This window comes from Ralstonia edaphi (genome assembly GCF_958350185.1).
GTDB lineage: Bacteria > Pseudomonadota > Gammaproteobacteria > Burkholderiales > Burkholderiaceae > Ralstonia > Ralstonia edaphi.
This window is the reverse complement of the sequence record NZ_CATWHI010000004.1, coordinates 230894-253951: the sequence shown is the minus strand read 5'-3', so window position 1 is coordinate 253951 and position 23058 is coordinate 230894. Positions and strand designations below refer to the sequence as shown.

Annotated in this window: 24 protein-coding genes; 14 read left to right on the top strand and 10 right to left on the bottom strand. The window is 64.3% G+C overall.

Annotated features, from left to right (window positions below; translation table 11 throughout):
• Positions 1-6: 6 nt before the first annotated feature.
• The 11 genes from flgC (at position 7) to R2669_RS15975 (ending at position 10852) form a co-directional block, all read left to right on the top strand.
• Positions 7-414, top strand: a complete 408-nt coding sequence (gene flgC / locus R2669_RS16025) for a flagellar basal body rod protein FlgC (protein ID WP_004631403.1) — start codon at positions 7-9, stop codon at positions 412-414.
• 27 nt (positions 415-441) lie between these two features.
• Positions 442-1098 carry a flagellar hook assembly protein FlgD gene (locus R2669_RS16020; RefSeq protein WP_147213712.1) on the top strand — a complete coding sequence of 219 codons (657 nt, stop codon included), beginning with the start codon at positions 442-444 and terminating at the stop codon, positions 1096-1098.
• A gap of 54 nt (positions 1099-1152) precedes the next feature.
• Entirely contained in the window at positions 1153-2361 is a 1209-nt protein-coding gene (gene flgE / locus R2669_RS16015) for a flagellar hook protein FlgE (protein ID WP_147213711.1), read from the top strand.
• 45 nt (positions 2362-2406) lie between these two features.
• Positions 2407-3144 (top strand): flagellar basal-body rod protein FlgF, encoded by a 738-nt coding sequence (gene flgF / locus R2669_RS16010; protein ID WP_147213710.1) that lies wholly within the window; start codon positions 2407-2409, stop codon positions 3142-3144.
• A gap of 40 nt (positions 3145-3184) precedes the next feature.
• Positions 3185-3967, top strand: a complete 783-nt coding sequence (flgG, locus tag R2669_RS16005) for a flagellar basal-body rod protein FlgG (protein ID WP_316890669.1) — start codon at positions 3185-3187, stop codon at positions 3965-3967.
• Between the two features lie 33 nt (positions 3968-4000).
• Positions 4001-4735, top strand: a complete 735-nt coding sequence (locus R2669_RS16000) for a flagellar basal body L-ring protein FlgH (protein WP_147213709.1) — start codon at positions 4001-4003, stop codon at positions 4733-4735.
• 10 nt (positions 4736-4745) lie between these two features.
• Entirely contained in the window at positions 4746-5864 is a 1119-nt protein-coding gene (locus tag R2669_RS15995) for a flagellar basal body P-ring protein FlgI (protein ID WP_316901161.1), read from the top strand.
• 16 nt (positions 5865-5880) lie between these two features.
• On the top strand, positions 5881-6966 hold the full coding sequence (flgJ, locus tag R2669_RS15990) for a flagellar assembly peptidoglycan hydrolase FlgJ (protein WP_147213707.1): 1086 nt from the start codon (positions 5881-5883) through the stop codon (positions 6964-6966).
• A 115-nt stretch (positions 6967-7081) separates the two neighbouring features.
• Positions 7082-9016, top strand: a complete 1935-nt coding sequence (flgK, locus tag R2669_RS15985) for a flagellar hook-associated protein FlgK (protein WP_147213706.1) — start codon at positions 7082-7084, stop codon at positions 9014-9016.
• Between the two features lie 65 nt (positions 9017-9081).
• A complete protein-coding gene (gene flgL, locus R2669_RS15980) occupies positions 9082-10041 on the top strand; it encodes a flagellar hook-associated protein FlgL (RefSeq protein WP_147213705.1) in 960 nt (319 codons plus the stop codon).
• Positions 10042-10108: 67 nt separating this feature from the next.
• Positions 10109-10852, top strand: coding sequence for a YoaK family protein (locus R2669_RS15975; protein WP_316874635.1), 744 nt, complete (start codon positions 10109-10111; stop codon positions 10850-10852).
• 14 nt (positions 10853-10866) lie between these two features.
• Here R2669_RS15975 and R2669_RS15970 read toward each other — a convergent pair whose 3' ends face one another.
• The 9 genes from R2669_RS15970 to fliL form a co-directional block, all read right to left on the bottom strand.
• Positions 10867-11529: a hypothetical protein gene (locus R2669_RS15970; RefSeq protein WP_147213703.1), complete on the bottom strand. Its 663-nt coding sequence runs from the start codon at positions 11527-11529 to the stop codon at positions 10867-10869.
• On the bottom strand, positions 11529-12257 hold the full coding sequence (locus R2669_RS15965) for a 3-ketoacyl-ACP reductase FabG2 (RefSeq protein WP_316901159.1): 729 nt from the start codon (positions 12255-12257) through the stop codon (positions 11529-11531). Before R2669_RS15965 ends, R2669_RS15970 begins: the two co-directional genes overlap by 1 nt.
• Positions 12258-12340: 83 nt before the next feature.
• A complete protein-coding gene (fliR, locus tag R2669_RS15960) occupies positions 12341-13135 on the bottom strand; it encodes a flagellar biosynthetic protein FliR (RefSeq protein ID WP_065855877.1) in 795 nt (264 codons plus the stop codon).
• A 33-nt stretch (positions 13136-13168) separates the two neighbouring features.
• The gene (gene fliQ / locus R2669_RS15955) at positions 13169-13438 is read right to left on the bottom strand and encodes a flagellar biosynthesis protein FliQ (protein WP_004631435.1); all 270 of its coding nucleotides are present in this window, start codon (positions 13436-13438) and stop codon (positions 13169-13171) included.
• Between the two features lie 19 nt (positions 13439-13457).
• On the bottom strand, positions 13458-14207 hold the full coding sequence (gene fliP / locus R2669_RS15950; RefSeq protein ID WP_316874630.1) for a flagellar type III secretion system pore protein FliP: 750 nt from the start codon (positions 14205-14207) through the stop codon (positions 13458-13460).
• The gene (gene fliO, locus R2669_RS15945; protein ID WP_316874629.1) at positions 14204-14605 is read right to left on the bottom strand and encodes a flagellar biosynthetic protein FliO; all 402 of its coding nucleotides are present in this window, start codon (positions 14603-14605) and stop codon (positions 14204-14206) included. The genes fliP and fliO overlap by 4 nt, the downstream gene beginning before the upstream one ends.
• 68 nt (positions 14606-14673) lie before the next feature.
• Positions 14674-15129 carry a flagellar motor switch protein FliN gene (fliN, locus tag R2669_RS15940; protein ID WP_147213700.1) on the bottom strand — a complete coding sequence of 152 codons (456 nt, stop codon included), beginning with the start codon at positions 15127-15129 and terminating at the stop codon, positions 14674-14676.
• On the bottom strand, positions 15119-16129 hold the full coding sequence (fliM, locus tag R2669_RS15935) for a flagellar motor switch protein FliM (RefSeq protein WP_147213699.1): 1011 nt from the start codon (positions 16127-16129) through the stop codon (positions 15119-15121). Before fliM ends, fliN begins: the two co-directional genes overlap by 11 nt.
• A 1-nt stretch (position 16130) precedes the next feature.
• Positions 16131-16628, bottom strand: a complete 498-nt coding sequence (fliL, locus tag R2669_RS15930) for a flagellar basal body-associated protein FliL (protein ID WP_147213698.1) — start codon at positions 16626-16628, stop codon at positions 16131-16133.
• A gap of 560 nt (positions 16629-17188) precedes the next feature.
• On the opposite strand from fliL, the gene R2669_RS15925 reads away from it, so the two are divergent.
• Positions 17189-18925, top strand: coding sequence for a sensor domain-containing protein (locus tag R2669_RS15925; protein WP_316874859.1), 1737 nt, complete (start codon positions 17189-17191; stop codon positions 18923-18925).
• 5 nt (positions 18926-18930) lie between these two features.
• Here R2669_RS15925 and R2669_RS15920 read toward each other — a convergent pair whose 3' ends face one another.
• Positions 18931-19566, bottom strand: coding sequence for a LuxR C-terminal-related transcriptional regulator (locus R2669_RS15920; RefSeq protein ID WP_316890675.1), 636 nt, complete (start codon positions 19564-19566; stop codon positions 18931-18933).
• A gap of 410 nt (positions 19567-19976) precedes the next feature.
• Between R2669_RS15920 and R2669_RS15915 the strand changes: the two genes are divergently transcribed.
• Positions 19977-20798, top strand: a complete 822-nt coding sequence (locus R2669_RS15915) for a flagellin N-terminal helical domain-containing protein (RefSeq protein ID WP_102065407.1) — start codon at positions 19977-19979, stop codon at positions 20796-20798.
• Positions 20799-20996: 198 nt separating this feature from the next.
• Complete coding sequence (gene fliD / locus R2669_RS15910) at positions 20997-23045, top strand: flagellar filament capping protein FliD (protein WP_316901158.1); 2049 nt, start codon at positions 20997-20999, stop codon at positions 23043-23045.
• Positions 23046-23058: the final 13 nt, after the last annotated feature.

Below are 23058 nucleotides of genomic sequence, written 5' to 3'. Positions count from 1 at the left end.
ATCAACATGTCGCTATTCAAGGTGATGGATGTAGCTGGCAGCGCGCTCACCGCGCAGTCCAAGCGCATGAACGTGGTCGCCTCCAACCTGGCCAACGCCGAAAGCGTGACGGGCCCGGACGGCAAGGCGTATCGCGCCAAGCAGGTGGTGTTCTCGCCCGCGCAAGAGTCTGACGACTACGCCACCGGCGTGTCGGTCGACCGCGTGGTGGAAGACACCGTCACCCCCATGAAGCGCATGCACCAGCCGGGCAACCCGCTGGCCGATGCCGACGGCTACGTGACCATGCCGAACGTCGATGTGGTGGACGAAATGGTCAACATGATTTCTGCGTCGCGCTCGTACCAGGCCAACGTGGAAGTCGCCAACACCACCAAGACGATGGCCTCCAAGGCTCTAACCCTGGGCCAGTAAGCGGCACATTCCTAGCGAGACACGAACATGACCGTCAGCTCAACAACCAATACGACCAGCACCGCGGGCACGACCTCGGGCAACCAGCTGGCCATCACCACCGGCAACGACCTGCAGAACACCTTCATGCAACTGCTCGTGGCGCAGTTGAAGAACCAGGATCCGCTCAACCCGATGGACAACTCGCAGATGACCTCGCAGCTTGCGCAGATCAACACTGTGAACGGCATCCAACAGCTGAACACCACGATGTCGAGCATGCTGACGCAGAACGCGACCACGCAGGCGTCGTCGATGATCGGCCGCACGGTGCAGGTGCCGACCAACAACCTGACGCTGGCCTCGGGCGCCGCCAACTTTGGTGTCTCGGTGCCCAACGGCGCCGACGACGTTGTCGTCACGATCACGAACGCCGCCGGCGTTGCCGTGCGCACCGTCGACCTCGGCCAGATGACGGCCGGCAGCGGCAACTACACCTGGAACGGCAAGGACGACAAGGGCAACCAGCTTGCCGACGGTGCCTACTCCATCAAGGTGACGGCCACGCAGGGCGGAAAGGTCGTTACGGGTAACGCGCTGGGCATCGACAAGGTGGCCGGCGTCACGATCAACAACGGCACGATGCAGCTGGTGTTGGCGTCTGGCGGAACCGCCAAGCTGTCCGACGTTGCATCGATTCAGTAATCACCGGTCAACTGCGGGCAGACCCCGCGCTTTTATCTTCTACGGGAGAACTTTATGGGATTCCAGCAAGGCCTGAGCGGTCTCGACGCCGCCGCTGCCAACCTCGACGTGATCGGCAGCAACGTGGCAAACGCCAACACTGTCGGCTACAAGAAATCGACCGCCGAATTTGGCGACGTGTACGCACGTTCGCTGGTCGGTGCATCCGACAACCAGATCGGCCAGGGCGTGAGCGTGACCAAGGTGTCGCAGTCGTTCACGCAGGGCAATGTGACCAACACCGGCAACCCGCTGGACATCGCCATCAACGGCACGGGCTTCTACCGTATGGTGGATGCGTCCAGCGGCCAGGTGTCGTACACGCGTAACGGTCAGTTCCAGACCGACAAGAACGGTTTCATCATCTCGGCCACGGGCCAGAACCTGACCGGCTACGGCGTGGATTCCACCGGCAAGGTCAACACCGCCGTGCTGACCAACCTGAAGATTCCCGTCAACGACCTGGCGCCGCTGGCCACCACCAACACCGCGTTCGGTGTGAACCTGGATGCCGCGGCTACGGTGCCGACCACCACGCCGTTCTCGGCCACCAACTCGGCCACGTTCAACCACTCCGTTTCGGAGCAGGTGTACGACGGCACGGGCACGGCCCACATGCTGACCAACTACTACGTGCGCACCGCCGCTGGCTGGGACGTGTATTCGCAGGTGGACGGCAACAACCCGACGGGCGGCAACCCCGTGACGTCGCTCACGTTCAACAGCAGCGGCCAGCTCACCTCGTCGCCCAGCAAGGTCAACGTGGCCTTTGGCGGCATGAGCATCGCCACCATGGATTTCACGGGCACCACGCAGTACGGCGGCGGCTACAACGACACCGCCCCGGGCGTGACGCAAGACGGTTACGCCACCGGCCGCCTGGCCAGCTACGCGGTCGGTACCGATGGCACCGTCACCGCGCGCTACTCCAACGGCCGCACGGCAACGCTGGGCCAGATCGCCATGGCCAACTTCAAGGCGCCGGAAGGTCTGCAGAACATCGGCGGCAACCAGTGGGTGGAAACGTCCAACTCGGGCGCCCCGAACCTGGGCACGCCGGGCATGGGGTCGTTCGGCCTGCTGCAGTCGTCGGCGGTGGAGCAATCCAACGTGGACCTGTCTGCCGAGCTGGTCAACATGATCATTGCCCAGCGCTCGTATCAAGCCAACGCGCAGACCATCAAGACGCAGGACACCATCCTGCAGACCCTGGTGACGATGTAATCGTCGTTGCCTGAAGCTGACTGACCGCACACCAAGGACACTCGCATGGACCGCTCGATCTACGTGTCGATGACTGGCGTAAAGCACCTGTTCGACCAACAGGCTGCCAGCGCCAACAACCTCGCCAACGCCAGCACCACCGGCTTCAAGGCGCAGATCGACGCGTTCCATACGGTGGGTGTGCAAGGCGATGGCTCGCCCACGCGCAGCTACGTGATGGCCTCGGCCATCGGGACGGACCTCGCGCCCGGCCCGATCGAGACCACCGGCCGCAGCCTGGACGTGGCCATCGACGGACAAGGCTTCTTTGCCGTGCAGACGCCGGAGGGCGGTGAGGCTTACACCCGCGCCGGCGCCTTCCAGCTCGGCCCGGACGGCACGATCCAGACGCTCTCCGGCCAGCCCGTTCTGGGCGACGGCGGCCCGATCACGCTGCCGCCCGACACCACGGTGCAGTTTGCCAAGGACGGTACGGTCAACGCGATCAGCGCCGACAGCCGTACGCCGCCGGTGTCGCTCGGCCGCCTGAAGCTGGTGAGCATCGACCCGTCGAACATCGACCGCGGCGCCGACGGCCTGTTCCGCCAGCGCGACGGCCAGGACGCCGACGTGGATGAGAAAGTCCGCATCACCGGTGGGGCGCTGGAGGGCAGCAACGTCAACCTGACCGACTCGTTGGTCAACATGATCGAAATCTCGCGCCAACTGGAAATGCAGATGAAGTCGCTGCACACGAGCGACACGAACGCCCAGTCGGCCAATGAACTGCTGCGCCACGCCTGAACGGCCGGCGCATTGAATTGAATCAACCAAGGACTCGAACATGATTCGCTCCCTGTGGATTTCCAAAACCGGGATGGACGCCCAGCAATCGCAGCTGGATGTCATCTCGAACAACCTGGCGAACGTCAACACGACGGGCTTCAAGCGCTCGCGCGCCGTGTTCGAAGACTTGCTGTACCAGAACGTGCGCGAGCCGGGTGCGCAATCGTCGCAACAGACCACGCTGCCTTCGGGCATGCAGATCGGTACCGGTACGCGCATCGTCGCCACCGAGCGTCTGCACACGCAGGGCAACCTGCAGCAGACCGGCAACTCGACCGACGTGGCCATCAACGGCAACGGCTTCTTCCAGGTGCAGATGCCGGACGGCACGTTGGCCTACACGCGTGACGGCAGCTTCCAGATCAACGCGCAGGGTCAGCTGGTGACTTCCAGCGGCTACCCGGTGCAGCCGGCCGTGACGGTGCCGCAGAACGCCACCAGCCTGACGATCGGCAAGGACGGCGTTGTGACGGTCACCACGCCCGGCACGGCCAGCAACACGCAGGTGGGCACGTTCCAGCTGGCGAACTTCATCAACCCGGCCGGCCTGCGCAGCATGGGCGAAAACCTGTACGCCGAAACCGAAGCGTCGGGCACGGCCAACCTGGCCAACCCGGGCTCGAACGGCGTGGGCGCGCTCAACCAGAACTACGTTGAAACGTCGAACGTGAACGTGGTGGAAGAAATGGTCAACATGATCCAGACGCAGCGCGCGTACGAGATCAACAGCAAGTCGGTCCAGACCTCGGACCAGATGCTGGAGAAGCTGTCACAGCTCTAAGCTGGGCGGCGTTGTTTTTAAGGAAGTTTTGCGATGCATACCCCCCCGGTTTACTCGCTCACGCACAGCGGCCGCGCCGTGCGTATCGTTCGATTGGCCGTGCTCGGCACGGCCGCCTTGCTCGCTACGGCGTGCGGCATGCTGCCGCCGCCGGCCCCGATCGTGCAGGGTCCGACAACCGCGCGCCCGCCGATGCCGGTGATGGCGCCGCGCCAGAACGGGGCGATTTACCAGGAAGTGGCATCGGGCAGCGGTGGTTTTCGCGGCATGTTCGAAGACCGCCGCGCGCACATGGTGGGCGACACGATCACCATCGTCATCACCGAAAACACGGCCGCCAGCAAGCAGACGTCCGGCAGCGTCAACCGCACGGGCAGCATGAGCGCTTCAGTGCCGACGTTTGCCGGCATGAACCCGGGCGTGCTGTCTTTGCTGGGCGTGTCGGCCAGCGACGCCAACAAGTTCGACAGCAAGGGCGCCAACGGTGCGCAGAACAACTTCACGGCCACGATTACGGTGACGGTGGTGGAGGTGCTCGGTAACGGCAACCTGGTGGTGAGCGGCGAGAAGCAGATGGCCGTGGGCCAAGGCACCGAGTCGATCAAGTTCTCTGGCGTGGTCAACCCGACCACCGTCAACAATCAAAACACCGTGCTGTCCACCCAGGTGGCGGACGCACGCATGGAATACCGCGGCACGGGCTACGTGGCCGAAGCGCAGCAGATGGGCTGGCTGTCGCGGTTCTTCCTGACCGTGTCACCGTTCTGAGGGATCTGCCATGACTTTGCATCGAATCATCGGCGCGGCCCTGGTGGCACTGAGCGCAATTTCAGCGGTTGTTCCGACCACGGCACACGCAGACCGCATCAAGGATCTGACGACCGTTGCCGGCGTGCGCGACAACGCGCTGATCGGCTATGGCCTCGTCGTCGGCCTGGACGGCAGCGGCGACCAGACCACGCAGACGCCGTTCACGGTCCAGAGCTTCAACAACATGCTCACGCAGTTCGGCATCAACGTGCCGGCCGGCGCGAGCATCCAGCTCAAGAACACCGCCGCGGTGGTGGTAACGGCCACGCTGCCCGCCTTTGTGCGGCCGGGCCAGACCATCGACGTGACGGTGTCGTCCATCGGTAACGCCAAGAGCCTGCGCGGCGGCACGCTGCTGCTTACGCCGCTCAAGGGTGTGGACGGCCAGCTCTACGCATTGGCGCAGGGCAACGTGGTGATTGGCGGTGCAGGTGCATCGGCCAATGGGAGCAAGGTGCAGATCAACCAGCTCGGCGCCGGCCGTATCGCCAATGGTGCGACGGTGGAGCGTGCCGTGCAGGCCACGGTGGGCGAGGCGGGCAGCATCCAGCTCGATACGGGCACCACAGATTTCGGCACCGTGCAGAACATCGTCACCGCCATCAACAAGCAGTTCGGCATGGATACGGCGCAAGCCGCGGACGGCCGCACGATCAACGTGCGCGCGCCGGCCCTGGCGTCGGATCGCGTCGGCTTCCTGGCCAAGCTGCAGAACATCGACGTGACGCCGGCGCTTGCCGCGGCACGCGTGGTGGTCAACGCCCGCACGGGCTCGGTGGTGATGAACCAGCTCGTCAAGCTCGAGCCGTGCGCGGTGGCACACGGCAGCCTGTCGGTCACGATCAGCACAGACCCGGTCGTGAGCCAGCCGGCGCCGTTCTCGCAAGGGCAGACGGTCGCCGCAGCGCGCTCGAATATCGAGGTCAAGCAGCAAGGCGGCAGCCTCATCAACGTGAAGGGCGGCACCAACCTGGCGGACGTGGTCAAGGCCATCAACGCGATTGGCGCCAACCCGCAAGACCTGATCTCGATCCTGCAGGCGATGAAGGCGGCCAACGCGCTGCGCGCCGACCTGGAAATCATCTGACGCTGCGGAGGCCACGATGAACCAAACCGACCTCACCAGCCGCCTGGCGCTCGATTCCCGAGGGTTCGAGTCGCTCAAGCAAACGGCGCGTACGGACCCGACCGGCGCCGCCAAGACCGTCGCCAAACAGTTCGACGCGATCTTCGTGAACATGATGCTCAAGCAGATGCGCGATGCATCGCCGCAGAACGGGCCGCTCGATTCGTCGTCGAGCAAGATGTACACGTCGATGCTCGACCAGCAGCTTTCGCAGACGATGGCCTCGCGCGGCGTGGGCGTGGCAGACCAGCTCCTGAAGCAGATGCTGCGTCAGGCCAACCATGTGAACCCGGATGCGGGTGGCAAGGTGAATACCGCGCTGTCCAACACGACGGCTACGAATACCGCGCTGCCGGGCGCCGCCGGTGCCACGAACGATGCCGCCAAGGCCATCGCCCGTTCGTCGCTCAACAGCATGGCCGCAGCGGTTGCGCCGGGAACGGAAGACGACGGCTCGGGCATCAGCACCGTGCCACGCCCGGGCCTGGAGGAGCGCGTGCAACGTGCACTGGCCGCGCTGCGCAAGCAGGCGGATGCCCAGGCGCAGACCCCGAGCGCGCCGCCCGAGGTCGACTTGTCGACGGTGGCATCGGAGCCGCGCGGCGAGCGCATGAGCAGCTTCTACAACAAGCTGATCGGCCATGCATCGCAGGCCGCGCAGGAAACCGGCATTCCGGCCAACTTCATGATCGGCCATGCCGCGCTGGAGTCCGGCTGGGGCCGCCGCGAGATCAAGGCAAAAGATGGCTCGAACACGCACAACCTGTTCGGCATCAAGGCCGGCAGCTCGTGGTCCGGCAAGACCGCCACGGTGACGACCACCGAATACATCGGCGGCGTCGCCCACAAGGTGCAGGAGAAATTCCGCGCCTACAGCTCGTACGCCGAGGCGTTCAAGGACTACGCCAACCTGCTGGCCAACAACCCGCGCTACAGCAATGTCGTGGCAGCCGGCAACGGCAACGACGCGGCATCGTTCGCCAAGGGTTTGCAGCGCGCGGGCTACGCCACCGATCCGAACTACGCCCACAAGATCATGGCGGTGCTCAAGCAGATCGTTTGAGTGACGTAAAAAGCATATTTTGACGACGACGGCCGGCTCAAGTTTGTTCTGAGTCGGCCGATGTTGTTTCTAGAGCTTATTTCGGCGGCTTCGTGCTGCCCGCACCGAGACAACTATGAGCAGCTCCCTTCTGAATATTGGCGCGTCCGGCCTGCGGGTTGCCGATATCAACCTGCAAGTGACCGGCAACAACATTGCCAACGCCAGCACGCCCGGCTATTCGCGCCAGGAAGCCGTACAGACGGAAAACATTCCGCTGTACGCCGGCGTGGGCTATCTCGGCCAGGGCGCCAACGTCACGACCGTCAAGCGTATCTACGACCAGTTCCTGACGGCGCAGGTGCAGAGCGGCCAGGCTTCGACCAGCGCGGCAGACCAGCTCAACAGCCTGGTGTCGGGCCTGAGCAAGTATCTGTCGGACAGCAACAGCGGTCTGAGCTCGTCGCTCACCAGCTTCTTCAACGCCGCCGATGGCCTGGCCTCCAAGCCGTCGGACACCACCGCGCGCCAGGTTTTCCTGAACGCTGCGGCGGGCCTGCAAAGCCGCTTCAATTCGATCGCGGGGCAGCTGAGTTCGCTCAACAACCAGGTCAACACGCAGGTGCAGACGCAGATCAGCTCGGTCAACGGCACCGCGCAGCAGATCGCCTCGTTGAACGACCAGATTTCCAAGGCGGAAGCGTCGACCGGCCAGCCGGCCAACGACCTGCGTGACCAGCGCGACCAGCTCGTCCAGACGCTCAATCAGTCGATCAAGGCGAGCGTGGTGCAGACCGGCGACGGCCAGTTCAACATCTATGTAGGCAACGGCCAGGCGCTGGTGCAAGGCAACCAGAGCTACCAGCTGACGGCAGTGCCGTCGCAGTACGACCCGACGCAACTGTCGGTCGGCTACAAGAGCCCGGGCGGCACGGTCAACATTGACGACAGCCAGCTCGGCGGCGGTGCGCTGGGCGGCCTGATGGACTTCCGCAACAACACGCTCATCCCGGCCCAGAACAGCCTGGGCCGCCTGGCCACGGCCGTGGCGGCCGACGTGAATGCGCAGAACAAGCTCGGCATGGATGCCAACGGCAAGATGGGCACGGATCTCTTCTCCGTGGCCAGCCCGAGCGTCGCGCCCAGCACGAACAACACCGGCACCGGCTCGCTGACAGCCAGCATCACCAACGCCAATGCGGGGCAGGGCTACGACTACCAGGTCAAGTACCAGGGCGGCGCCTACACCGTTTCGCACTATCCGGACGGCTCCGCCTCCGTGACGGTGACGAGCTGGCCGACCACGATCGACGGCGTCACGCTCAACCTGTCGGGCACGATGAACAGCGGTGACTCCTTCCTGGTGCGCCCGACCGCCAACGCGGCCGCCACCATGCAGACGCTCACCACCGACTATCACAACGTGGCCGCGGCCTCGCCCGTGGTGCTCAACCAGGGCAGCAACAACACGGGCAGCGCCACGGTGTCGTCGCTGGGCGTGGACAGCACGTATGCCGGCTCGCCGCTCACCTCGCCGATCAACCTGACGTACAGCTCGGCCGTCGGCGGCTCGCTGTCGGGGTTCCCGGGCAGCGTCACCGTGACGGTGGGCGGCACGTCGACCACGTACACGGGCGGCACGGCGCCGTACACGCAGGGCGCGACGTACGCCTTCAACGGCGTGCAGATGACGCTCTCGGGTTCGCCCGGCAACGGTGACACGTTCACCATTTCGGCCAACACCGCCAACAGCACCGACAACGGCAACGCCAGCGCGCTGGCCAAGCTGCGCAACAGCAATCTGCTGGACGGCGGCACGACCTCGATCGGCTCGGCGTGGAACAACCTCGTCACCCAGGTGGGTGTGCAGGCCAACCGCGCCAGCACCAACCTGACCTCGCAGAAGGCGCTGCTGGCCAGTTCCACGCAACAGCAGCAGTCGGTGTCGGGCGTGAACCTCGATGACGAGGCGATGAACCTGATGAAGTACCAGCAGGCCTACCAGGCCTCCGCCAAGGTGATGCAGACGGCCAATTCGCTGTTCGACAGCCTGCTGTCGATTGCCGGCTGATCGGGCGACTGAAGAAAACGTCCCGCCTGCCGATAACGTCCTAAAGCCCTTCGTCCGGACCGATCATGCGAGTCAGTAGCGCCCAATTCTTTGCCGCGTCTTCCGCTTCGATGCAGAACACGCAATCGAACCTGCTCACATTGCAGCAGCAGATTGCGAGCGGCATCGCGCTCAACAGCGCGGGCGACAACCCCAGCGCGTTTGGCCAGATGGCGCAACTGCAACAGACGCAGGACGCCAACGACCAATACCAAGCCAACCGCGACACCACAGACGCGCGCCTGACCAGCGTGTCTTCAGCCCTGACCAACCTCGTGACCACGCTGCAGCAGGGCAAGCAGACGTTGGTGGGCGCCAACACCTCGCTGATGACGGATTCGCAGCGCATTGGCGTGCTGGCGCAGGTCAAGCAGCAGTATCAGCAGCTGCTGTCGACCGCCAACCAGCGCGATGCTTCGGGCGTGGCCCTGTTTGGCGGCGCCAACGGCACGACCGATCCGTTCACCAGCACCAGCGGTTCGGTGCAGTACGTCGGCAGCGGCCAGCCGCCGGTGGTGCAGGTTTCGCAGAACATTTCGATGCCGAATTCGGTGTCGGGCGATTCGGTGTTCGTACGCATCCCCAACAAGGATCCGTCCAACCCGAACGCCAACCAGAGCATCTTCAAGACGTACGAGAACCTGATCACCGCGCTGTCGACCCCGATCAATGCGGCCACGCAGGCCACCGACGTCGCGAACCTGCAAAAGGCCGTGCAGACGGCGCAGGGCAATCTGGACAACGCCTATCAGGTCGCCCTGCAAGCGCAGGTGACGGTGGGCACGCAGCAAGCGCAGATCACCACGCTCAACAGCAGCGGCTCGAACTACGGCGAGCAGTTGAAGGAGCAGATCTCGAAGCTGCAATCGGTGGATTACACCAGCGCCATCTCGCAGTTCTCGCAGCAGCAGGTGTCGCTGCAGGCCGCGCAGAAGACGTTCACGGCCATGCAGGGCATGTCGCTGTTCCAGTACATCAATCCTTGATGCGGCGCGGGCCGGCGGTCGGAGGGCGCGGCGTATCATGTCGGCTCACCTACCGTCAGGACTGGTCATGCCCATCCAGTATCTTCGCCGCCTGACCAGCCCGGAACGCTCGGAAGACGCCAACCGGCGCCTCGGTCAGTCACTGGCCTTTGTGGCGGGCGCCGCCAACGCGGGCGGATTCCTCGCCGTCAAGCAATACACCTCGCACATGTCCGGCATCGTCTCGGCGATCGCCGACGACCTCGTGCTGGGCGACGTAGTCCTTGTGTTGGCGGGTTTTGCTTCGCTGCTGGCGTTTCTGTGCGGCGCGGCGTGTACCGCGGTGCTCGTCAACTGGGGGCGCCGCCGCAGCACGCAGAGCGAATTCGCGCTGCCGCTCATGCTGGAGGCCGCGCTGCTGCTGCTCTTCGGCCTGATGGGCACAACGCTCGGGCAATACCGCGTCGTGTTCGTGCCGGCCACCGTCGCGCTGCTGTGCTTCCTGATGGGGCTGCAGAACGCCATCATCACCAAGATCTCGAAGGCGGAAATCCGCACCACACACGTGACCGGTCTGGCCACCGACATCGGCATCGAAATCGGCAAGGCGCTGTATTGGAACCATGGGCATCACAATCTGCCCGCCGTGGTGGCCAACCGGCCCAAGCTGCGTCTGCTGGCGTCCTTGCTCGGGATGTTCTTCGTGGGCGGCGTGGTCGGTGCGTTGGGCTTCCGGCACCTCGGCTACACGGCCACGATTCCGCTGGCGTCGATTCTGATGCTGCTGGCGGTGGTGCCGGTGGTGGATGATCTGCTGGCGCGACGTCGGTAGCGAACAGGCGCCCGTCAGCGCAGCAGCAGGCCGATCGCAATCGCGCAGCCCAGCACGATCAGCCACGGCACTGCCGTTCGGACGACCACGGTGCGCAGCCAGTCTGCGTCATTCGCGCGGCGCGCGGAGCGGATGAGCCCGCCCGCCAGCAAGACTTCGAACGCTGCTTCCGACAACAGCATGGGCCCTTGCGTGTAGAAGTACGTGAGCACGCCAAGCGATGCGGCCACCACCGCCACAACCACCGCAATCACGATCGCCAGCGGCAGGAACTCGTCGGCCGATGCCAGGCCTTCGGCCACGGTGTCCGCGCCGCCCCCGCCACCGCTCGGCAGCGGAAAATCGAACGCCAGGTCCACCGCCGCATCGGCGGTGTCGGCGGCCCACTCGCTGTGCTCGCGCGGTACCTGGCGCTGTTGCGTAAAGCCGGCATAGGCGAGCCAAAGCTTGAAGGCGGCGAGCATGGCCAGCCAGGCGGCCACCGTTGCCACGCCGTACCGCACCGGCGGCGCATCGAGCCCCGCCATGCGCAGCAGCTTGTTGCACGCCACACCCCACGCCAGCGACCACAGCACGATCAGGGCGACATGCATGCGCAACGCGAAGCGGCTCGCCAGTCGGCGCGTGAAGTGATGCTTGAGCGTGGGCGCGGCGCCCAGTGGGGCAGCCTTGCGCATCACACCATCCCGCCATTCACGCCGATCACCTGCCGCGTGACGTACGACGCCGCATCCGACATCAAAAAGCCGACCACCGCAGCCACTTCCGCAGGCTGTCCGACCCGCTGCATCGGTACGGCTTGCAGGGCTTGGTCTACGTGTTCCATGTGGGCGAGCATGTCGGTTTCGATCAGCCCGGGCGCCACACAGTTGACGGTGATCTTGCGCGACGCAAGCTCGACGGCCAACGCCTTGGTTGCACCGATCAGCCCGGCCTTGGCGGCGCTGTAGTTGACCTGCCCGCGATTGCCCATCACCCCGGAGACGGACGCGATGGTGACGATGCGCCCGCCTTTGCGCGCACGCACCATCGGCATGGTGAGCGGGTGGACGACGTTGTAGAAGCCATCGAGACCGGTCTCGAGGACGATGTCCCAGTCTTCGTCGGTCAGGGCAGGGAAGGCAGCGTCGCGGGTGACGCCTGCGCATAGGACGATGCCGTAGTAGGCGCCGTGGGCTTCCACGTCGGCGTCGAGCTGGGTGCGGCAGGCGGCGCGGTCGCGCACGTCGAACTGCAGCACGCGGGCGCTGCCGTTGTTTGCTTGGATGTCTGCGACGATGGCGTCGGCCTCGGCACGGCCGCTGCGGCAATGCACGGACACGTCAAACCCGTCGGCGGCGAGTTGGTAGGCGATGGCGCGGCCAATGCCGCGGCTGGCACCCGTCACAAGAACGCGGCGGCTCATGTGGTGAGACTCCCATGAAGATCGGTCGGCGGAATACCGCGATCATCGCACGCGCGGCAGGCATTGCTGCGGGCGGGCGCTGCCTATCGGGGCAAGGTGCTGAACTGGCTGAACGCCCGCCCACCCAAGTCCAGCGCATCCATCACGGACCGCTCCACCACGGGCGCTAGCGAGGTCATCATCACCATGACCAGCATCAGCCCCACCACCAGCGTGGCGGCGATGCCGACCGCAAACGGGTTGAGCGCCTGCGCCGTGCGCGAGAGCACTGCAAAGCCGAGGTTGACGATCATCATGATCGCGATGATGGGCAGGGCGATGCGCAGGGCCAAAGCAAAGACGATCGTGCCGCCGCCGGCCAGCGTCTGCCAGCCCGGATTGCCCAGCGGCGCCGCCGAGACGGGCAGGGCGGTAAAGCTGTCGAACAGGGCGTGCAGCAGCACGAGATGGCCGTCGCCGGCAATGAAGGCGGTGACGGCCGTGAGGCTTAGGAAGCGGCCGAGCAGCATGCTGCTCTCGGTCTGTGTCGGGTCGAGCAGCGAGGCGAAGCCCAGACCCATCTGCACCGACATCACCTCGCCCGCACCGCTGACGGCCGAGAACACGAGCTGCACGCAAAAGCCCAGCGCCAGCCCGATCAACACCTGCACCAGCGTGATCCACAGCCCTTCGTATGAGCCTACTGACACGCCTGCGGGCACGGGCAGCATGGGCGCCAGCGCCACCGTGATGACCACGCCGAACGCCACCTTGATCGACGTCGGGATCTCGGTATTGGCAAACGGCGGTGCAATGGCGATGAATGCCAGCACGCGCACCAGCGGCCACCAGTACATGGCGATCCAGCCGTTGAGCTGTGTGGCGGTGAATTGGATCATCGTGGATTGCGCGACTGCGTCAGCTGGGTGACGTCAATTCACGTAGTTGGGGATGTTGGTCAGCACCCCGCGCGTGTAGTCGACGATCACGGCGACGATCCACGGGCCGGCCAGCACCATCGTGGCGGCCACGGCCAGCAGCTTGGGGATGAACGACAGCGTCTGCTCGTTGAGCTGCGTAGCGGCCTGGAACACCGCCACCAGCAGGCCGACCACGAGCGACACCAGCAACATCGGCGCGCCCACCATCATTGCGACCTGCATGGCCTGACGGGCCATATCGAGAACGTATTCGGGTGTCATGTCGGCTTCCTATCGACGCTCATTGCACAAAGCTCTGGGCCAGCGAGCCCAGCAGCAGGTGCCAGCCATCCACCAGCACGAACAGCATGATCTTGAACGGCAGCGAGAAGATCGACGGCGTGACCATCATCATCCCCATCGACATCAGCACGGCCGCCACCACGATGTCGATCACCAGGAACGGGATGAAGATGGCAAACCCGATCTGGAACGCGCTTTTCAGCTCGCTGGTGACGAACGCCGGGATGAGCGCGCGCATGGGCGTTTGTTCCGGCGAGGCGATGGCCGGCATGTTGCCCATCTTGACGAACAGGGCGAGGTCCGGCTCGCGCGTCTGCTTGAGCATGAACTGGCGCAGCGGCGTGGCGGCGGTGTCCATGGCCTGTTCGACGGTGATCTTGTTGTCACGCAGCGGCACGTAGGCGTCGGTGTACACCTTGTCGAGCACCGGCGACATGACGAAGAACGTGAGGAACAGCGCCAGCCCGATCAGCACCTGGTTGGGCGGCGTGGTCTGCGTGCCCAGCGCATGGCGCAGCAGCGACAGCACGATGATGATGCGCGTGAAGCTGCTCATCATCAGGATGATGGCCGGCAGAAACCCGAGCGACGTCAAGAAGACCAGCGTCTGGACGGGCAGCGAATAGCTCTGGCCGCCGGCGGTGCCCGTGAGCAGCGGCAGACCGGGTTGCGCCTGGGCGAATACGGCGGGCGCAGCGCCCAGCAGCGCCAGTGCAATCAGGCAGCGAAGGAAGGTGCGCGCGTTCATTCCGACTTCCCTGTCAGGTGACGCTTGAGCTGGATGGACAGCGCGTCGGCAAAGCGGGGCGGCTTGCCGGGGCCGGAAGTGCCGTCGCCGGATGGGTCGTCCGGCGAGGAGGCGGCTTCTGCGGGGCGCGGCAGCGTGTGCAGCGTCTGCACGTGCTGCTGCGTGACGCCCAGCACGAGCCATGTGCCTTCCACATCGACGACGACGACCTTCTCGCGGGCGCCCAGCATCTGCTGCGCGACCACGGTGATCACCTGGCTGCGGCGCCGGCCCAAACCTGCGGGGCCCATGCCCGCGCGCTGCTGCAGACGGCGCAGCAGCCAGCCGGCCGCCACGATCATCGCCAACACTACAAACAGCCCGCCTAGCGTGCGGGCCCAATCGACTGCATGGTTCATTTCAACACCTTGCCCGGGGGGAGCACTGGTTGCTGTCAGGGTGCCGATGGACGGCGGAATTGCCTGGTTTAACGGTTCAACTTACGGATACGTTCCGACGGCGTGATGATGTCGGTGAGGCGGATACCGAACTTCTCGTTGACGACCACCACTTCACCTTGGGCGATCAGGTAGCCGTTGACAAGTACATCCATCGGCTCACCGGCCAATGCGTCGAGTTCCACCACCGAACCTTGCGCCAGCTGCAGCAGATTCTTGATGGGCACCTTGGTGCGGCCCAGCTCCACCGTCAACTGCACGGGGATGTCCAGGATCATGTCGATGTCGTTGCGCTGCGCGCTACCCAGGCCGTCGGCCGTCAGGGGCTTGAACACCGGGCTGGATTCGGCGGCGGCGGGCGCGGCGGCCGGCGGGTTGGCCGCAGCACGCTGCGCGGCTTCCAGGGCCATGGCCTCTTCCATCGTCATCTCGACATCGATGTCGTCGGCGTTGGCTTCGGGGTTCATGGTCGGTTCAGTTGTCATCGTCAGACTCCGTGGCAGCCTCGCTGCCGCTCATATTCAGCATGCGGTTGACCCGCAGCGCGTATTGGCCGTTGAACGTGCCGTAGTTGCATTCCATGACGGGCACGCCGTCTACCTTGGCGGTCACGCTGTCATCCAGCTCCAGCGGAATGACGTCGCCCACCTTCATGTTCAGGATGTCGGACACCTGCACCTTGGCCGTGGCGAGGTCGGCAATCAGCTCGACCTCGGCGGTCTGCACCTGTTGCGACAGCAGCCGCAGCCAGCGCTTGTCCACTTCCAGCGCTTCGCCCTGGATGGCCGATGTGAGCCGGTCGCGGATCGGCTCGATCATCGTGTAGGGCATGCAGATGTGCACGTCGCCGCCGTTGTTGCCGAGCTCGATGCTGAAGCTGGTGGTGACCACCACTTCATTGGGCGTGGCCACGTTGGCGAATTCGGTGTGCATTTCCATGCGCAGGAATTCGAAATCGATCGGGTAGACCGGCTGCCAAGCCTTGGCGTAATGCTCGAACACGAGCTGCAGCATGCGCTGGATGATGCGCTGTTCCACGTCGGTAAAGTCGCGGCCTTCCACGCGCATGTGGAAGCGGCCGTCGCCGCCGAACAGGTTGTCGACCACCAGGAAGATCAGGTTGGGGTCGAACACGAACAGCGCCGTGCCGCGCAGCGGCTTGACGTGCACGAGGTTGAGCGAGGTCGGCACCACGAGGTTGCGGATGAACTCGCTGTACTTCTGCACCTTCACCGGCCCGACGGAGATTTCCGCGTTGCGCCGCATGAAGTTGAACAGCCCGATACGCCAGTTGCGCGCGAACCGCTCGTTGATGATTTCCAGCGTGGGCATGCGCCCACGGACGATGCGCTCCTGCGAGCCCAGGTTGTACGAGCGTATGCCCGAGGGGTCGGCGGCTTCGACGGGGTCGTCGTCCGCGTCATCGGACACGCCCTTCAGGAGCGCGTCGATTTCCTCCTGGGAAAGAAACTCTTCCTTGAGCATGTCACTGGATCACAAAGTTGGTGAACAAGACGTCTGCCACCGGCGATTCCTTGCCGACAGCCTTGAAGACGTGTTCGCAGAGTTCAACGATTTCCTTGGCGAGCTTGACCTTGCCGTCCGCCGGGTACAGCTCCGTGGGCGTCTTGCTGGCCAGCAGCATCAGGACCTTGCTGCGCAGCTCGGGCGTATAGGTCTTGATCTCTTCTTCGGCATGTTTGTCGAAGCTCTTGAACGTGATGCCGATCTGCAGATAGCGGTCGTTGCCTTCTTCGGGCTGCAGATTGACGGTCAGGGTTTCCATGGCCACGAACACCGGCTGTTTCGGCTTGGGCGGTGCGGCGGGGCCGGATGCGGCGTGATTGCCGCCTCCGAGGAAGAACCAGGCGGCGGCGCCGCCCATGCCGACGAGCAGGAGCACGATCAGGATGATCAGCAGCAGCTTGGTGGAGCCGCCCTTTGCTGGGGCGGGGGCGGTAGTGGCGGCAGCGGCTTCGGCCATGGGGATCACTCGGGGACTAAGGGGGGGTGGGCTTTCCCGGCTCGGGTTGCGCAAGACACCGTAAAACAACGCAGTGCACAGAGTCGGGTTCTCGGATTGCATTCTTCCCCAGCTCTGTCCAGCTCATTCCAGCAAGAAACGCGGTCAATCCCGCTTATCTCGGGCGTTTGCGATGTCCGGCACGGGGTGGCTCGGTTTCTATGGGTGATTAATAAGCCACTTATCTGTGCTCATTGCGTTGCCCCAGACGCTTGGCCGACCGCCCAGCCGACCGGCTCCCCGCGAAAGTGACGTTGGCCCGAAAGATTTGCCCGCACCTGCCGTTGTAATGAAGGAACGCGCCGGCACGTCCCGGCCCTGCATACCTGCATACCTGCATACCTGCATACCTGCATACCTGCATACCTGCATACCTGCGTTGCCTTGCGGAAGCCGCCTTGAATTCCTTGCCCTTTTCCAACCGTATTGACCTTGCGCTTGTCGATGCCGATGGCTTGCCGGCCGACTGTCCTGCGCGCGGCGAGCCCCCGGGCTTCTGCCCGAAGCTGGATCTGCTGTCGATGGTCAACGCGTTGACCGAGGGGATCCTTGTGTGCGGGGCAGACCGCCGGGTGACCTATGCCAATCCGAGCGCCGCGCGGCTCCTCGGTTTGCCGGTGGAAGACCTTGTGGGACGGTTGCTGCCCACGGTGGTGAACGCTGCCGTTGATGAATTTGATGCGTCCATTCATGAAGCCGACTGGCCGGACCAGGAAGTGATCGCGGAAGGCCAGCCGCAGTTGAACCAGATTTTCGGAATGCATTGCGTGGATGGCCGCACGGTGTGGGTTTCCAGCAACTGGACACCGCTGTATGCCGACGGCGGCCACTCGATGACGGCCTCCCCGCGGGCGTCCGAAGCGGGTGCGACGCCGTATTCGGTGCTGGTGTCGCTGGTCGACATCACGCAGATCCGCGAAGCGCAGCAGCGCATCCGGCATCTGGCCACGCATGACACGCTGACGGGTTTGCTGAACCGCTCCGCCCTGGAAGACCGCCTGGAGCATGCCCTGGCGATCGCGCGGCGCAACCGCTCGCGCGTTTCGGTCATGTTCCTCGACCTGGATCGTTTCAAGAACGTCAACGACACGCTGGGCCACCAGTTTGGCGACATGCTGCTGCGCGAAGTCGCGGCCCGCCTGCAGGCCTGCGCGCGTGAAGCCGACACCGTGGCGCGCCTGGGCGGCGACGAATTTGTCGTCATGCTCGAAGCGCTCGACGGCCTGGGCACGCGGCGCGTGGCGGAGCGCATCCTCTCGGCCATCAGCGCGCCGTTTCATATCGAGGGGCAGGAACTGTACCTGGGGGTATCGATCGGCATTGCCGTGGCACCCCACGACGGCGACGACCCGCACACGCTGCTGCGCAAGGCCGACGCCGCTATGTACCTGGCCAAGGAGCGCGGCCGCAACAACTTCCAGACCTTTACGAGCGACCTGGACGACCGTGTCTCGCGCCGCTTCCGCATTGAATCGGGCCTGCGCCGCGCGAGCGACCGCAACGAGTTCTACGCCGACTACCAGCCGCGCGTGGATGTGCGCAGCGGCCGCATCGTCGGCGTGGAAGCGCTCATCCGCTGGAACTCGGCCGATTTCGGCCGCATGATGCCCGGCCAGTTCATTCAGGACGCCGAAGAAACCGGCCTCATCGTGGAGATCGACCGCTGGATCCTGCGTGCCGCTTGCGACCAGCTTGCACGCTGGCGCCGCATCGGGCTGCCGGACTTGCGCATGTCGATCAACCTCTCGGGACAGGCGTTCAGCTCGGGGCAGTTGAGTGCGATGGTGCGTGGCGCGCTATCGACCAGCGGCTTGCCCGGCAACGCGGTCGAGCTGGAGATGACCGAAGGCATCCTGATACGCGACGATCCGTCATTGCATGCGCTGCTGACCGAGCTGCGCGCGATGGGCGTATCGCTGGCGCTGGACGATTTCGGTACCGGATATTCATCGCTGTCGTATCTGCACCGCTTCCCGATCGATACGCTGAAGATCGACCGGTCGTTCGTGCAAGACCTGCCGCATGTGGCCGAGCGCGCGGCCATCACGCGGGCCATCATCATGATGGCGCAGGCCATGGGCATGAAGACCGTGGCCGAAGGCGTGGAGACTACCGGCCAGCTCGAATTCCTGCGCGAAGTCGGCTGCGACGAGTTTCAGGGTTATCTGCTCACGCGGCCGCTGGAACCGGCAGCGGTGCAGGACCTCGTGCGCGAGAACGCCCGCCGCTACGGCGAGCGTGTCCCGCGATTCTTATAGCGTGCTCAGATCTGCAGGCCGTTGCTGACCACGTACATGGTCAGCTCGGCGTTGTTGCGCAGCTTCATTTTCGAAAGCACGCGCCCCCGATACACGCTCACTGTCTTGACACTGATCTGCAGTGCCTCGGCAATCTCGCCCAGCGTGCGGCCGGAGCCGAGCATGCGCAGCGTCTGGAATTCGCGGTCGGAGAGGATGTCGTGGCGGGGCTTGTCCCAGTCGACGTTCAGGTTGTCGGCCAGGACTTCCACCAAGTCTGAAGGCAGGTATTTCTTGCCCTTGGAGATGGCGTTGACGGCAGCCAGCAGCTGCGGCTGGCTGGCGTCCATCGGCAGATAGCCGGCGGCGCCTGCCTTGAGCGCCCGGACGGCAAGCAGCGCTTCGGGGTGGCGGCCCAGTGCCAGCACGGCCAGACGCGCATGTTGTTGGCGCACGGTCTTGATGGTCTGGAATTCGTCGCCGGTGGCCGATTCCACCGAGAACAGCATGACGTCCCACTCGCGCTGCGCGAGCAGGTCGTTATTCGCATCGCGCAGGTCCGGTACGGCCTCGATCTGCCGGGCCAGGCGCGAATCCTTGAGGATCTGGCGCAGGCCGACACGGGCGATATCGTGCGGTTCGACGATCAAGACATTGAGCATGGTGGGTGTTGCGGGTCAAACGCGGGCTCGCTTCGAGCTCTTCTTTCCACCGGCAGGCTGTTGGGCCGAACTGGCGGGCTTGCAACTCCCCATCTGTGCCGTGTGTGGCGCTCTATATAGAGAAGGATGCTGGCGCCTATGAACTGGTCGAACGAGTATAGCCGAGGCCCTGCAGGCCAAGAAGCAGGCGCACCGCCTCTTTTGGAGGGGGGCCGGACATCAGGCGCCCGCAAGCCCAAACCGCCGCCGACGCACAAATTTGTCAAGGCGACCCTAAACTTTCCTCAGAGGCCACCGATAACCTGAGTACAACGCAGACCTGATCCCCTTCAAGTTGCAGGTCACGTTGCCCGGCCTAGCCGGAATTAGCAAACACGGGCAACAAACCATCGGGAAACTTAGGAGCCGTCATGTCCCTCAGCCTCAATACCAACATCTCGTCCCTGCAAACGCAGCAAGCTCTGTCGCAATCGCAGTCCGCTCTGCAAACGTCGCTGCAACGTCTGTCGACCGGCCTGCGTGTGAACAGCGCAAAGGACGATGCCGCTGCTTACGCTGTGGCTTCCAGCCTGACCACCACGCTGAACTCGCAAACCCAAGGTATCCAGAACGCCAACAACGCACAGTCGTACCTGCAAACGGCCGACTCGTACCTGGGCCAGGTTGAAAACAACCTGCAACGTATGCGCCAACTGGCTGTGGAAGCCAACAACGGCGGTCTGTCGACCACCGACCAGGCCAACCTGGACAAGGAATACCAACAGCTGGCCACGGCCAACAAGAACATCGAGACCAACGCCAACTACAACGGCGCCAAGCTGTTCGACGGCTCGGTCACCTCGACCACGTTCCAGTACGGCCAGAACTCGGCGACCGACGTCGCTACCGTGACCAACGCCAACCTGGCCAGCTTCGGTACGCTGTCGAGCACGAGCGTGACTTCGACCGCCAACGCAACGGCAGCCCAGGCCAAGATCGACGCCGACCTGGCCAGCCTGAAGGCAGCTCGCGCTGACCTGGGTGCACAGCAAAGCGGTCTGAGCTCGACGATCAACACGCTGACCTCGTCGAACACCGCCCTGTCGGCTGCCAAGTCGGCCATGGTCGATACCGACTACGCTTCGGAAACGTCGAACATGACCCGTCAGAACATCCTGCAGCAAGCGGGTACGGCGATGCTGGCGCAAGCCAACTCGGCACCGAACAGCATCCTGAGCCTGCTGAAGGGCTAATCAGTAAGTTGGATGCAGTCCGGCCGCTCCGGCGGTTGGGCCAAGGGCCGGCGCTCCTCGGGGCGTCGGCCTTTTTTCGTTGGTCGGATACCCCACTTTTTCGTGGGTGGCGCCTGCATAACCTGCCCTAAAGAAGCTGCAGCCCGTGCCGTTGTGTAGAGAGACTTCCGCCGGCGCAGATGCTTATCGGACCCGATCATGGCGACTACCACTACCACCTCCTCAACCAGCAACTACGTTCCGCCGATCTCCATTCCCGGCATCGGGACGAGCATCGACGTCAATTCGCTGGTGACCAGCCTCATGAAGGTGGAAAGCCAGCCGCTGACGCAGCTGCAGACGCAGCAAAGCTCGTACCAGACGCAGCTGTCGGCCGTGGGCTCGCTCAAGAGTGCGCTGTCGACCTTCCAGACCGCGCTGTCCAATCTGACCAGCGCGTCGAATTACAGCGCGATGAAGGCCAGCGGCTACGACTCGTCGATGCTGAGTGCGTCGGTGACGGGCTCGGCGCCTGCGGGTTCCTACGCGGTCAATGTCACGCAGCTCGCGCAATCGCAGGTGCTGGCGGCGCAAGGCCAGACGTCCACCACGACGGCCATCGGCAGCGGTGCGTCGACCACGATTTCGTTCTCGTTCGGCTCGGTGTCGGGCGGGTCGTTTTCGGGCGGGAAATACACCGGTTCGACCTTCACGCAGAACGGCAACCTGGCCGGTGGCTCCATCACGATCGATTCGTCCAACAACACGCTGGCGGGCATCCGTGATGCGATCAACTCGGCCAACATGGGTGTCTCGGCCAGCATCGTGAACGACGGCAGCGGCAACCCGTACCGCCTGGTGCTGACGTCCACCGCAGGGGGCTCCAGCTCGGAGATGAAGATTTCGGTGTCGGGCGACTCGACGCTGCAATCGCTGCTCTCGCAAGACCCGGCCGGCACGCAGAACATGACCGAGGTGACCACGGGCCAGAACGCCCTGGCCACCATCAACGGCATTGCCGTGCAAAGCCCGACCAACACGTTGTCGAACGTGGTGGATGGCACGTCGTTCACGCTGTCCAAGACGGGCAGCACGAACGTAACGGTGGCCAACGACCCGACGGCCACCACCACTGCCGTCACGAACTTCGTGAACGGCTACAACGCGCTGCGCACGCAACTGAATTCGCTCACCAAGATCGACACCGCCAATAGCGCCAACAACGGGCCGCTGGCTGGCGATGTGAGCACCAAGACGCTCATCAACCAGATTACCGACGTGCTGGGCCAGGCGGTCGGCAACGGCAATTACCAGTCCCTGGGCAGTGTCGGCGTGACGATGAATTCCGACGGCACGCTGTCGGTCGACAACACCAAGCTGTCGGCTGCCATTGCAAAGTCGCCCAGCCAGGTGGCCGGATTGTTTGCCGGCACCGGCACGGCCACCGATTCGCTCGTCAGCGTGCCGACGTTCTCGGACTCCACGCAGGCCGGCAGCTACGCCGTGAACGTGACGCAGCTGGCCACGCAGGGCACGCTCACGGGTTCGGCGGCCGCCAACACGACTATCACTGCAGGCGTGAACGACACGCTCGCGTTCAACATCAGCGGCATGTCCGTCAACGTGACGCTGGCGGCCGGCAGCTATACCGCAGCGACACTCGCTGCGCAGATTCAAAGTCAGATCAACGCATCGACCACGCTGCAGAACGCCAAGGTCAACGCATCGGTGTCGGCCGATGCCGGCGGCGTGCTGAGCATTACCGACAGCCAGTTCGGCTCGGTGTCGGCGGTGTCGGTGTCGGGCAACGGTGCTTCGTCGCTCTTCGGCGCAAGCCCCACGTCGACCAACGGTGTGGATGTGCAAGGCACCATCAACGGCGTTGCTGCAACCGGTTCGGGACAGAACCTGTATGGGATCAGCGGTTCTGCCACCGACGGTTTGACCGTGCAGGTGGCGGGTGGCCCGCTGGGTGCCCGCGGCACGGTCACAGTGCAGCGCGGTTACGCCGCTCAGCTCAACACGGTGATGACCAACCTGCTGTCGTCCAGCGGCATGGTGCAGAACGAGACCGACGCGATCAACAGTTCGCTCACCTCGCTTGCCGACCAGATCACCGCCATGAAGACGCGCCTGGATAACAAGCAGGCGCTCTACTACACGCAGTTCAACGCGTTGTCGGCAGCGGTGGCCAGCATGACGAACACCAGCAATTATTTGACGACGCAGCTCGCGGCCATTGCCAAGCAGACGTCGAGCAACAACTAAGCCAATTTCAGGT

Coding starts and splice junctions, on each gene's coding strand:
- flgC (WP_004631403.1), top strand. CDS start 7: ATGTCGCTATTCAAGGTGATGGATGTAGCTGGCAGCGCGCTCACCGCG.
- R2669_RS16020 (WP_147213712.1), top strand. CDS start 442: ATGACCGTCAGCTCAACAACCAATACGACCAGCACCGCGGGCACGACC.
- flgE (WP_147213711.1), top strand. CDS start 1,153: ATGGGATTCCAGCAAGGCCTGAGCGGTCTCGACGCCGCCGCTGCCAAC.
- flgF (WP_147213710.1), top strand. CDS start 2,407: ATGGACCGCTCGATCTACGTGTCGATGACTGGCGTAAAGCACCTGTTC.
- flgG (WP_316890669.1), top strand. CDS start 3,185: ATGATTCGCTCCCTGTGGATTTCCAAAACCGGGATGGACGCCCAGCAA.
- R2669_RS16000 (WP_147213709.1), top strand. CDS start 4,001: ATGCATACCCCCCCGGTTTACTCGCTCACGCACAGCGGCCGCGCCGTG.
- R2669_RS15995 (WP_316901161.1), top strand. CDS start 4,746: ATGACTTTGCATCGAATCATCGGCGCGGCCCTGGTGGCACTGAGCGCA.
- flgJ (WP_147213707.1), top strand. CDS start 5,881: ATGAACCAAACCGACCTCACCAGCCGCCTGGCGCTCGATTCCCGAGGG.
- flgK (WP_147213706.1), top strand. CDS start 7,082: ATGAGCAGCTCCCTTCTGAATATTGGCGCGTCCGGCCTGCGGGTTGCC.
- flgL (WP_147213705.1), top strand. CDS start 9,082: ATGCGAGTCAGTAGCGCCCAATTCTTTGCCGCGTCTTCCGCTTCGATG.
- R2669_RS15975 (WP_316874635.1), top strand. CDS start 10,109: ATGCCCATCCAGTATCTTCGCCGCCTGACCAGCCCGGAACGCTCGGAA.
- R2669_RS15970 (WP_147213703.1), bottom strand. CDS start 11,529: ATGCGCAAGGCTGCCCCACTGGGCGCCGCGCCCACGCTCAAGCATCAC.
- R2669_RS15965 (WP_316901159.1), bottom strand. CDS start 12,257: ATGAGCCGCCGCGTTCTTGTGACGGGTGCCAGCCGCGGCATTGGCCGC.
- fliR (WP_065855877.1), bottom strand. CDS start 13,135: ATGATCCAATTCACCGCCACACAGCTCAACGGCTGGATCGCCATGTAC.
- fliQ (WP_004631435.1), bottom strand. CDS start 13,438: ATGACACCCGAATACGTTCTCGATATGGCCCGTCAGGCCATGCAGGTC.
- fliP (WP_316874630.1), bottom strand. CDS start 14,207: ATGAACGCGCGCACCTTCCTTCGCTGCCTGATTGCACTGGCGCTGCTG.
- fliO (WP_316874629.1), bottom strand. CDS start 14,605: ATGAACCATGCAGTCGATTGGGCCCGCACGCTAGGCGGGCTGTTTGTA.
- fliN (WP_147213700.1), bottom strand. CDS start 15,129: ATGACAACTGAACCGACCATGAACCCCGAAGCCAACGCCGACGACATC.
- fliM (WP_147213699.1), bottom strand. CDS start 16,129: ATGCTCAAGGAAGAGTTTCTTTCCCAGGAGGAAATCGACGCGCTCCTG.
- fliL (WP_147213698.1), bottom strand. CDS start 16,628: ATGGCCGAAGCCGCTGCCGCCACTACCGCCCCCGCCCCAGCAAAGGGC.
- R2669_RS15925 (WP_316874859.1), top strand. CDS start 17,189: ATGGTCAACGCGTTGACCGAGGGGATCCTTGTGTGCGGGGCAGACCGC.
- R2669_RS15920 (WP_316890675.1), bottom strand. CDS start 19,566: ATGCTCAATGTCTTGATCGTCGAACCGCACGATATCGCCCGTGTCGGC.
- R2669_RS15915 (WP_102065407.1), top strand. CDS start 19,977: ATGTCCCTCAGCCTCAATACCAACATCTCGTCCCTGCAAACGCAGCAA.
- fliD (WP_316901158.1), top strand. CDS start 20,997: ATGGCGACTACCACTACCACCTCCTCAACCAGCAACTACGTTCCGCCG.